Genomic DNA, 10673 nt, shown 5'->3' on the forward strand with positions numbered 1-10673 from the left:
AATCATCTCGGTGACCGGGTGCTCAACCTGCAGGCGGGTGTTCATCTCCATAAAGAAGAATTCATGGTTGGCATCCAGCAGAAACTCCACCGTGCCCGCGCCGCGATACTGAATACGCTGCGCCACCGCCAGCGCGGCCTCGCCCATACGCTGGCGCAGCGCGGCCGTCATACCCGGCGCCGGAGCTTCCTCGATCACTTTCTGATGGCGGCGCTGTACCGAGCAATCACGCTCGAACAGGTAAACGCCATTGCCGAAACTGTCCATAAACACCTGTACTTCCACATGGCGCGGGCGGATCAGGTATTTCTCAATCAGCAGGCGATCATCACCAAAAGACGAGCGTGCTTCGCGCCGGGCGGCGGCGATATCGTCGTGCAGCGTGGCAGCGGAGAGCACGATACGCATGCCTTTACCGCCACCGCCGGCACTGGCTTTCAGCAGCAGCGGATAACCGATGCGTTCGGCCTCGGCGCTCAGGCGTTCGTCGCCCTGCTCATCGCCGTGATAGCCGGGCACCAGAGGCACACAGCTGTCGGCCAGCAGGGCTTTGGCGCTGGCCTTATCGCCCATGGCTTCAATCGCTGCCGCCGACGGGCCGATAAAGGCGATGCCGGCCTCTTCGCAGGCACGGGCAAAGGCGGCGTTTTCGCTTAAAAAGCCGTAGCCCGGATGAATGGCTTCGGCGCCGGTGGCGCGCGCGGCGTCCAGCACCTTGTGCATATCCAGATAGCTTTCGGCAGCGGTCACACCACCGAGAGCGATGGCTTCGTCGGCCTGCTGTACATGCAGCGCGCTGGCGTCGGCGTCGGAATAAATGGCAACGGTGCGGATGCCCAGCGCTTGTGCGGTACGCATCACGCGCACGGCAATTTCGCCACGGTTGGCGATCAAAATCTTGTTAAACAGGTGCTCAGTCATGGGCTGCTTCCTGTGCATAAGTGGGGGCGCGTTTCTGCAGAAACGCACTTAATCCTTCCTGGCCTTCGGCGCTGACGCGCAGGCGGGCAATCAGTGCCGATGTTTGTTCTTTCAGCTGATCATTGACCGGGCTGCTCTGGCCGGCGATCAGGGCTTTGGTCGCCGCCAGCGCCTGCGGGCCGTTGGCCAGCAGCGCCTGACACCAGCGCTGCACCTGCTCGTCCAGCTGTTCGGCCGGCACCACTTCATGTACCAGCTGCAGTGCCTGCGCCGTTGGCGCGTCGATCAGTTCTGCGCTTAAAAAGTAACGCCGCGCCTGACGTGAGCCCATCGCCGCCAGCACATAAGGGCTGATGGTGGCCGGGCTTAAACCGAGTTTCACTTCGCTCAGACAGAAGCGCGCGTTATCCGCCGCCACCGCCATATCGCAACAGCAGATCAGCCCCAGCGCACCGCCAAAGGCTGCGCCCTGCACACGGGCGATGGTCGGTTTGGGAAAGTCGTTCAGATCCTGCAGCAGACCGGCCAGCTGCAGGGCATCGGCGTGATTCTCAGCCTCGGAGGCGTCTTTCTGGGCTTTCATCCAGTTGAGGTCAGCGCCGGTGCAGAAGTGTTTGCCCTGACCGGCGAGCACCAACACCCGCACCGCAGGTTCAGTGGCCAGTACCGACAACTGCGCCCGCAGCTCGGCAATCAGCTCCGCATTAAAGGCATTACCCAGTTCAGGACGGTCGAGGCTCAGCCTGGCAACACCCTGATGAATGGCGAGTTCCAGCATCTTTATCTCCTACATGCGGAACACGCCAAAGCGCGTCTCTTCAATGGGTTTATTCAGGCAGGCCGACAACGCCAGCCCCAGCACACGCCGGCTGTCGGCCGGGTCGATAATGCCGTCATCCCACAGCCGCGCCGAGCTGTAGTACGGGTGGCCCTGCTGCTCATACAGCTCGCGGATTGGTTGTTTAAAGGCGTTCTCGTCGGCGTCGCTCCAGGGCTCGCCTTTCTTCGCCAGCTGCTCGCGCTTCACCTGCGCCAGCACGCCGGCCGCCTGTTCGCCACCCATCACCGAGATGCGCGCGTTGGGCCACATAAAGAGGAAGTTCGGATCGTAGGCGCGGCCACACATGCCGTAGTTACCGGCGCCAAAGCTGCCGCCGATCACCAGCGTCAGCTTCGGCACCTTGGCACAGGCCACCGCCATCACCATCTTGGCGCCGTGGCGGGCGATGCCTTCGGCTTCGTATTTGGGGCCGACCATAAAGCCGGTGATGTTCTGCAGAAACAGCAGCGGAATTTTGCGTTGTGCACAGAGCTCGATGAAATGCGTGCCTTTCTGTGCCGACTCGGAAAACAGGATGCCGTTATTGGCAACGATGCCGACCGGCATGCCGTACAGTTTGGCAAAGCCACACACCAGCGTGGTGCCGAAGCGCGCTTTGAATTCATCAAACTCCGAGCCGTCCACCAGCCGCGCGATCACCTCACGCACATCGTAGGGCTGGCGGGTATCGGTCGGAATCAGGCCGTACAGTTCGCTGGCCGGATAGGCGGGTTCTTTTACCTCTGCCGCCGTGCTGTGCGGCTTATGGCGGTTCAGATTGGCGACGGCGTTACGCGCCAGTTGCAGTGCGTGCTCGTCGTTTTCGGCCAGATGATCGGCCACCCCGGACTGGCCGGTATGCAGTTCGCCACCACCCAGTTCTTCGGCACCGATTTCTTCACCGGTGGCCATCTTCACCAGCGGCGGGCCGGCAAGAAAAATGGTGGCCTGATTACGCACGATAATGGATTCATCGGCCATCGCCGGTACATAGGCACCGCCGGCGGTACAGGAACCCATCACCACCGCAATCTGGGCGATACCGGCGGCCGACATATTGGCCTGATTAAAGAAAATACGGCCGAAGTGTTCACGGTCGGGGAAGACTTCATCCTGACGCGGCAGGTTAGCGCCGCCGGAGTCCACCAGATAAACGCAGGGCAGATTGCACTGCTGGGCGATGGTCTGCGCGCGCAGGTGTTTTTTCACCGTCAGCGGGTAGTAGCTGCCGCCTTTTACCGTGGCATCGTTGCCCACCACCATGCATTCCTGACCGTTGATACGGCCGATACCGGCAACCACACCGGCGGCCGGTACGTCTTCGCCGTACACCTCATGGGCCGCCAGCTGGCCGATTTCCAGAAACGGGCTGCCGGCATCGAGCAGCAGCTGAATGCGCTCGCGCACCGGTAATTTGCCGCGTGCGGTATGGCGCTGCATCGCCACCTCACCACCGCCTTCGGCAATGCGGGCGACTTTGGCTTTCAGATCGGCCACCAGCGCCTGCATCTGTGCGCGGTTGGCGGCAAACTGCGGGCTGCGGCTGTCGAGCCGGGACTGGATAAGCGGCATCAGCTCAGCTCCTGAAACAGTTCGCGGCCAATCAGCATACGGCGGATTTCTGAGGTGCCGGCGCCGATTTCGTACAGTTTGGCGTCGCGCAGCAGACGGCCGGTCGGGAAGTCGTTGATATAGCCATTCCCGCCCAGCAGCTGGATCGCATCCAGCGCCATCTGCGTGGCTTTTTCGGCACAGTAAAGAATCACACCGGCGGCGTCTTTACGCGTGGTTTCGCCACGGTCGCAGGCGGCCGCCACGGCGTACAGATAGGCGCGGCTGGCGTTCATGCTGGTGTACATATCGGCCAGCTTGCCCTGCACCAGCTGGAACTCACCGATACTCTGGCCAAACTGTTTGCGGTCGACGATATAGGGCTGCACCACATCCATACAGGCCAGCATGATGCCCGTCGGGCCGCCGGACAGCACCACGCGTTCGTAGTCGAGGCCGCTCATCAGCACTTTCACGCCCATGTTCTCGCCGCCGAGAATGTTTTCTGCCGGTACTTCGACGTTATCGAACACCAGCTCACAGGTGTTGGAGCCACGCATACCGAGCTTGTCGAGTTTCGGGCTGCGTGAGAAACCGGCCCAGTCGCGTTCAACGATAAAGGCGGTCATGCCGTGCGGGCCTTTGCTCAGATCGGTTTTGGCGTAGATCACATAAACGTTGGCATCCGGGCCGTTGGTGATCCACATCTTGGTGCCGTTGAGCACATAGTGATCGCCTTTTTTATCGGCGCGCAGCTTCATCGACACCACGTCGGAACCGGCGTTGGGCTCGCTCATCGCCAGCGCGCCGATATGCTCGCCGGAGATCAGCTTCGGCAGGTATTTCGCCTTCTGCTCCGCCGTGCCGTTGCGGTAAATCTGGTTTACACAGAGGTTGGAGTGGGCGCCGTAAGACAACCCGACCGAGGCCGAGGCGCGGCTGATTTCTTCCATGGCGATGACATGCGCCAGATAGCCCATATCGGCACCGCCGTATTCTTCGCTGACGGTAATGCCGAGCAATCCCTGCTCACCGAACTTGCGCCACATGGGCATGGGGAACTGGTTGTCGCGGTCAACGTCGGCGGCCAGCGGCGCCAGCTCGCGCTGGGCAAAACCGCGCACCTGATCGCGCAGCATATCGAGCGTTTCGCCCAGGCCAAAATTGAATCCGGTCATCGTATGGCTCCTTCCTGTTGTATTTTTATTCTTGGTAGCAGGGCCGGAAATAACGGGCGGTGGCTAAGCGCCTGTCAGTGCCGCCAGTGCCTCGCTGGCTTTCAGCTCGGCGTCGTCCAGGTCCTGCATCATGCGTTCAATATCGTGCAGTTGCTGGCGCAGGTGACTGCGCCGCTGTTCTATCACCGCCAGCAGTTTTTCCAGCTGCGGACGATTAGCCTCCGGCTCCAGTCCGGGGCGGTACATATCAATCAGCTCGCGGCTTTCGGCCAGCGATAAGCCCAGGCGCTTACCGCGCAGAATCAGCTTCAGTGTGACCCTATCCTGTGGCGTATAGATACGGGTCTGACCTTCACGCTGCGGGTTGAGCATGCCCTCCGCCTCATAAAAGCGGATGGTGCGGGTGGTGATATCAAACTCGTCGGCGAGGTCACGGATGCTGTAAGTACGGCTCATGCGGGTTGGGCTGTCGGGCTGCTAAGTTACCTTTACGTTAACGTAAACCAATATCGCAAAACAAAGGGCAATTCGGGCCAGAAGAAGATGGATAATAAAAAGCCCGCATCGAGCGGGCGGCGTGCATTTGAACAACCGGCGTGTCAGTGCAGGTACTTATCCACAATCGCCTGATATTCCCCACTGGCCTTCAGTTCTGCCAGCGCCTGATCAAAGGCGGCAACAAACTCCGGAGAGGTGGAGGCTTTGCTGATAAGGAAATAGATGTCGTCGGAATAGACGGTCATATGGCTGATAAAGCGGCCGCCGAGACCTTCCTTTTTAAGCCCTGCCGCGGCGGAGAACGGGTCGGCCAGGAAGCCATCCAGCCGTTTTGCCGCCAGTTTTTTGTAGTTGGTAGCGTCATCACCGGCATCGGCCAGGCGGGCTTTGAAACCCGCATCATTTTCCAGTGCCGCATAGTCTTCGCCGTAGTAATAACCGCGGGTAACGCCAAGCGTAAAGTTTTTACCGATCAGATCCTTCAGCGAACTGATGCCGCCATAGCCTGACGCATCTTCTTTACGCACCATCATCACCGCCGATTCCGTACGGTATGGCGTGCTGAAATAGCCAAATTCTTCGCGCTCAGCGGTACGTGAGGCACCGCCGGTAAGGTGCAGATTACCGGAAGAAATTTCCGCCAACAGACGCTTCCAGGGCCGGTTTACAAAGGTAAAAGGGCAGCCCATGCGGGTCAGGATGGCGGTCGCCATATCCAGATCCAGGCCGGTAAATTTTCCCTGTTCTTCATAGGCGTAGGGCAGCCAGGGCTCCCAGCCCACCTTTACACCACCAGCCGGACAGGCCGGTGCGGAATGGGCCGGAAACGTCAGCAAAACGCTGATCAGTGAGGCCAGTATCATCGGAAATTTCAGTGTCATGGTGCCGTCCCTCTGCCTGTGCGGATATTGACCAGTGTAGGTAGTTTTTAACGCAGAGCCGTGCCAATTCAGGCCGCAGGCAGGTATGTCAGCTTTGCCGCATTCCAGCCCGCCGCTGAATAACTTTAAGGTTGGTTTAAGCATGGCCGCTCTACGCTGGGTGCAAATCCTGAGGAGAGGTCGTTATGACACACACAATCAAAGTCTGGGACCCGCTGGTGCGTATCTTCCACTGGTCGCTGGTGCTGTTTTTCTTTATCGCTTATCTGAGTGAAGACGAGTTTGAAACCCTGCATGTCTGGGCTGGTTACAGCGTGGCTGCGCTGGTTGCCTTTCGCCTGCTGTGGGGGCTGATCGGCACACGCCATGCGCGCTTCAGCGACTTTGTGCAATCACCACGGGGAGTCTGGAATTATCTGGTCGCCATTCCGGCCGGTAAGGCGCGCCGCTATATCGGCCACAATCCGGCCGGTGGTGCCATGGTTATTGCCCTGCTGCTGGCGCTGACCGGCACTGTGGTATTCGGTATGGCAACGCTGGGGGCAGATGAAAACGCCGGGCCATTAGCAGGCACCTGGCTGGCCTCTTTTAACGAACACACGCTGAAAGAAATCCACGAATTCTTCGCCAACAGCACACTGGCGCTGGTCTTCCTGCACGTTGCCGGGGTGCTGTTCAGCAGCCTGCATCATCGCGAAAACCTGGTGCGCTCGATGATTCACGGTCGCAAAGAAGCACGTGCTGACGACACCGACGGCCGGGGAGATCAGCATGAATAACCTGACCCACCGCGCACTGAGTGCGGCTCTTTTTACCTTAAGCCTGCTCGCCACCAGCCTCAGCTATGCCGGTGCCAGCGCCCAGCTACAGGCCCTGCAGGCTGGCGGAGCCGGGCCATTCTCAGCCGCCGCCGGCGAGGCCCTGTGGCTGCAGGACAACAACGGACGCAGTTGCGCCAGCTGCCACGGACGCGATCCGTCTCAGCCCGGCAAACATCAGAAAACCGGCAAGCCCATTGAGCCGATGACGGTGCACGCCAACCCGGAGCGCTTTACCGATGCCGCCAAAACAGAGAAGTGGTTCCTGCGCAACTGCCGCTGGACGCTGGGACGCGAATGCAGCGCTCAGGAAAAAGGCGATGTCATTACCTGGCTCAGCCAGCCATAAAGAAGGAGAAAGATGATGAGTAACCTGAACGCCCTGCGTACCTCTCTCAACGCCCTGCGTTTTGCCACCGGCACACTGTTGCTGGGCAGCGCCCTGACCCTTGGTATTTACGGCCTGAGCACTCTGAATAATCAATCCCTCGCGGATGACGACGATGATGATGAGCACAGTGAATACCGGCCGCGCCCTGAACAACCCGGCACAGATACCGCCGCAACACAGCAATACAAAGAAGAATGTGGCAGCTGCCATCTGCCTTATCCGGCCAAACTGCTGCCGGCACGCAGCTGGCAGACGATGATGGCCAGCCTTGATAATCACTTCGGTGACGATGCCTCGCTGAGTGCCGCCACTCAGGCAGAGATTCTGGCTTACCTGAGTGCTCACAGCGCCGGCAATCACACGCGCTACCTGAAAGGCATCAGCGACAGCGATACTCCTCAGCGCATCACCGAACTGCCATACTTCAGACGTAAGCACCGGGAAGTACCGGAACGCATGGTCAGCGGCAATCCGCAGGTCGGTTCATTCAGTCAATGCGACAGCTGCCATAAAGATGCCGCACAGGGGAAATTCAATGAACATTCGGTGGTTATTCCTGGCTTTGGCCGTTGGGAAGATTAATCCGGTCTTTGCCGGAAAACACCCCGACCAGACCCAGATCAGGGCCTGGGTAGAGCAGGGTGAGATACTGTCCCTTGAAGCCATTCTGCAACGGCATCCGCTTGGCGGTGAACTGCTGGATGCCGAAGTGGAATGGGAAGACAGTGTGCTGGTGTACGAACTCAAATGGCTCGATAGCCACGGACAGCGACATGAAACCTATATCGACGCCCGCAGCGGTGTCTGGCTGGAGGATGAACGCGATGACGACTGAGGCCCGGCCGCTGTGAAGCTGCTGTTGATCGAAGATGACCAGCAACTGACCGATGCCCTGCAGCCGTTGCTGCGCGAAGCCGGTTACGCGGTAGAGGTCAGCCACGATGGCATTGATGGTGAGTTTCTCGGCAATGAGTTGCAGCCGGATCTGATCGTGCTCGATCTCGGCCTGCCGGGTAAAAACGGTCTGGACGTGCTGCGCAGCTGGCGCAGTGCCGGTAACCGCACGCCGGTGCTGGTGCTGACCGCCCGCGACGCCTGGCATGAACGGGTCGACGGCCTCAAAGCCGGCGCCGACGATTACCTCGGCAAACCGTTCCACAGCCAGGAATTGCTCGCCCGGCTGGAAGCCATCGCCCGCCGGCATGGCGGCCAGGCCAGTAACGCCCTGAGCTGGCGCGGTGTGACACTGGATACCGAACGCCAGCAGGCCAGCGCGGCCGATGGCCGCACCATCGAGCTGACCGCCATTGAATTCCGCCTGCTGCGCTACCTGATGCAGCACCCAAAGGATGTGCACTCCAAAACCCGCCTCAGCGAACACGTTTACGAAGAAGAACAGCAGAAAGACAGCAATGTGATTGAGGTCTATATCAACCGCCTGCGTCAGTACTTCGGCAAAGACTTTATCGAAACCCGCCGCGGGCAGGGCTACCAGCTTGCGGCGGACACACACCTATGATGTCACTGCAGCATCAGCTGCGCCGCCAGTGGCTGCTGACCCTGTTACTGCTGATGCTGCCACTGCTGTGGCTGGCCGACTATGGCGTGCGCCAGCTCACCACCCATACCGTGCTCAGCCGTCTGCAACACGATGCCGACGGCCTGATTGCCGCCCTGACACAGGACGTTCAGGGTAACTGGCAGGTGGATGAAAGCCGTCTGGGCGCACTCTATCAGCGTGTCTACTCCGGCCATTATTTTGCCATCCGCGACCAGCAGGGCACCGACCTGCGCAGCCGCTCGCTGTGGGATAAAGAACCACCTGCCATTCAGCTGGCCAGCGGCATTGTCCGGCACTGGCAGCAACCCGGCATTCAGGGTGACAGGCTGGATGAGCAATGGCTCAGTCAGGCACAGGGCATTCGCGTACAGAATCACGACTTTACCCTGTGGGTGGCGGAAGACATTGCGCCCTTGCAGAGCGAACTGAACCGCTACCGTCTGGCGGCACTGGCCTTGTTGGTCTTCGCCCTGCTGACCCTGATGCTGATCCAGCGCCGCCAGCTGAGCCGGGCCTTTGCCCGTCTTGAGCCATTACAGCAGCAGCTGCGCGAACTGCGTTTTGGTGAGCGCGATGGCCTGAATGCCGCCGCCGGTCAGTACCCGCAGGAAGTGCAGCCACTGGCTGAAGAAATCGACCGCCTGCTCAGTCTGCTGCAGCAGCGGGTCAGCCGTTCGCGCAATGCGCTGGGTAATCTTGCCCACGAAATGAAACGCCCGCTGCAACAGCTGCAGCTGCTGGCGGAACAGCTCGATCCACAGCATCAGCAACAACAGCGCGAAGCCCTGCAGCGCCTGCGGCAGCTGGTCGAGCGCGAACTGAAGCGCGCCAGAATCGTTGGCATGTCATCCCCCGGCCGGCAAACCCGGCTGAGCGAAGACCTGCCGCCACTGTTGCAGGTGCTGCAGCAGCTGTACCCGCAGGCCAGCATCCGCGCACAGTTCGACCACAGCGCGGTGTTGCCGCAGGACCGTGACGACATGCTGGAGCTGCTCGGCAATCTGCTCGATAACGCCTGCAAATACGCCGCCGGTGAGATTCTGCTGAACATCCGCCATGAAGATAAAGAGTGGCTGATCAGCGTCTGTGATCAGGGACCGGGCATTGCCGCAGAAGCACGCCAGCAACTGCTGCTGCGCGGTACGCGGCTGGATGAAGCCGGGGCCGGAGGCAGCGGCCTCGGGCTGGCGATGGTCAGCGATATTGTCAGCAGCTATGGCGGCCGCCTGCAGCTGCAGGCCAATCAGCCACAGGGGCTATGCGTTATTGTGACGCTGCCCGCGACAGCCGGTCGTTAACCGCCAGCCAGTCTTCTGTACCCGGCGGTTGCTCCAGCCAGAGCTGGCGATAACCCAGATGGTCGGCTTCGTGCAATGTCTGATACAGCGTCTGCGCAAAGGCGGGCGCATTATCAGGCAGAATCAGCGCCCGCTCACGGCCACAGGCCAGGCCAATCAGACGCGGTGACCACAGCAGCAGAGCGGTGTCGTCGCCAACTCCGTCTTTTATCCGCTCAGCCAGTTCATCACTGCTGTACAGCTTAAGCGGTGTGCGCGGCTGATAATGCGCCTGCACGTTACCCGGCACCGCTTCGTTGTGTTGCTGCGGTACCTCAACCGGCTGCCCCAGTACCTGTTCTATGGCAATGCGGCTGATCGGCCCGGCGCGCAGGATACGGATGCCCTGCTCTGGCTGAGTGAGATCGACAATGGTTGATTCCAGCCCGAATTCACAGGCACCACCATCCAATACCGCGGCAATACGGCCATCCAGTCCGGCCATCACCTGCGCCGCCGAGGTCGGGCTTAACGCTTTGTACGGGTTCGCCGAAGGGGCAGCCACACCACTGCCGAGCTGGCGCAGTAACGCCTGCAGCAGCGGATGCGCCGGGACGCGCAGGCCAATGCTGGGCAGACCACCGGTTACCTCTTCAGGTACATCCGCCGCTTTGGGCAACAGTAAGGTCAGCGGGCCGGGCCAGAATGCCTGAGCCAGCTGCCATGCCTGCGGAGGCACACTGGCCGCCCACTGCGGCAGTTGTTGCGCGCTGGCCA

At 60.4% G+C, this 10673-nt stretch carries 13 protein-coding genes; 6 read left to right on the plus strand and 7 right to left on the minus strand.

The window, feature by feature from the left end; translation table 11 throughout:
• The 6 genes from B3P58_RS12435 to B3P58_RS12460 all read right to left on the minus strand — a co-directional run.
• The coding region (locus B3P58_RS12435) for an acetyl-CoA carboxylase biotin carboxylase subunit (RefSeq protein WP_286717834.1) at positions 1-921 on the minus strand (921 nt) is incomplete at its 3' end.
• Positions 914-1699 (minus strand): enoyl-CoA hydratase-related protein, encoded by a 786-nt coding sequence (locus B3P58_RS12440; protein ID WP_286717836.1) that lies wholly within the window; start codon positions 1697-1699, stop codon positions 914-916. The genes B3P58_RS12435 and B3P58_RS12440, both read right to left, overlap by 8 nt.
• Positions 1700-1708: 9 nt before the next feature.
• On the minus strand, positions 1709-3313 hold the full coding sequence (locus B3P58_RS12445; RefSeq protein ID WP_286717837.1) for a carboxyl transferase domain-containing protein: 1605 nt from the start codon (positions 3311-3313) through the stop codon (positions 1709-1711).
• The gene (locus B3P58_RS12450; RefSeq protein WP_145467373.1) at positions 3313-4470 is read right to left on the minus strand and encodes an isovaleryl-CoA dehydrogenase; all 1158 of its coding nucleotides are present in this window, start codon (positions 4468-4470) and stop codon (positions 3313-3315) included. Before B3P58_RS12450 ends, B3P58_RS12445 begins: the two co-directional genes overlap by 1 nt.
• Before the next feature lie 63 nt (positions 4471-4533).
• Entirely contained in the window at positions 4534-4926 is a 393-nt protein-coding gene (locus tag B3P58_RS12455) for a MerR family transcriptional regulator (RefSeq protein WP_286717840.1), read from the minus strand.
• 143 nt (positions 4927-5069) lie between these two features.
• On the minus strand, positions 5070-5849 hold the full coding sequence (locus tag B3P58_RS12460; protein WP_186435817.1) for a substrate-binding periplasmic protein: 780 nt from the start codon (positions 5847-5849) through the stop codon (positions 5070-5072).
• Positions 5850-6034: 185 nt separating this feature from the next.
• Here B3P58_RS12460 and B3P58_RS12465 point away from each other — a divergent pair, with 185 nt between their 5' ends.
• Genes B3P58_RS12465 through B3P58_RS12490 form a run of 6 tightly spaced genes read left to right on the plus strand, consistent with a single transcriptional unit; the run spans position 6035 to position 9917 of the window.
• The gene (locus B3P58_RS12465) at positions 6035-6628 is read left to right on the plus strand and encodes a cytochrome b/b6 domain-containing protein (RefSeq protein ID WP_145467368.1); all 594 of its coding nucleotides are present in this window, start codon (positions 6035-6037) and stop codon (positions 6626-6628) included.
• Entirely contained in the window at positions 6621-7016 is a 396-nt protein-coding gene (locus tag B3P58_RS12470; protein WP_230331757.1) for a DUF1924 domain-containing protein, read from the plus strand. The genes B3P58_RS12465 and B3P58_RS12470 overlap by 8 nt, the downstream gene beginning before the upstream one ends.
• A gap of 15 nt (positions 7017-7031) precedes the next feature.
• The gene (locus B3P58_RS12475; RefSeq protein ID WP_286717843.1) at positions 7032-7640 is read left to right on the plus strand and encodes a diheme cytochrome c; all 609 of its coding nucleotides are present in this window, start codon (positions 7032-7034) and stop codon (positions 7638-7640) included.
• Positions 7594-7893, plus strand: a complete 300-nt coding sequence (locus tag B3P58_RS12480; RefSeq protein WP_286717845.1) for a PepSY domain-containing protein — start codon at positions 7594-7596, stop codon at positions 7891-7893. Before B3P58_RS12475 ends, B3P58_RS12480 begins: the two co-directional genes overlap by 47 nt.
• A gap of 12 nt (positions 7894-7905) precedes the next feature.
• A complete protein-coding gene (locus B3P58_RS12485; protein WP_286717847.1) occupies positions 7906-8577 on the plus strand; it encodes a response regulator transcription factor in 672 nt (223 codons plus the stop codon).
• On the plus strand, positions 8574-9917 hold the full coding sequence (locus B3P58_RS12490) for a sensor histidine kinase (protein WP_286717850.1): 1344 nt from the start codon (positions 8574-8576) through the stop codon (positions 9915-9917). Before B3P58_RS12485 ends, B3P58_RS12490 begins: the two co-directional genes overlap by 4 nt.
• Here the strand turns inward: B3P58_RS12490 and B3P58_RS12495 are convergent.
• Positions 9883-10673, minus strand: a 791-nt coding sequence (locus tag B3P58_RS12495; protein ID WP_286717853.1) for an L-threonylcarbamoyladenylate synthase, incomplete at its 5' end; no start/stop codon positions are given. The genes B3P58_RS12490 and B3P58_RS12495 overlap by 35 nt on opposite strands.

The sequence above is a fragment of the Thalassolituus sp. UBA2009 genome, from assembly GCF_002335285.1.
Lineage (GTDB): Bacteria > Pseudomonadota > Gammaproteobacteria > Pseudomonadales > Oceanobacteraceae > Venatoribacter > Venatoribacter alkanivorans.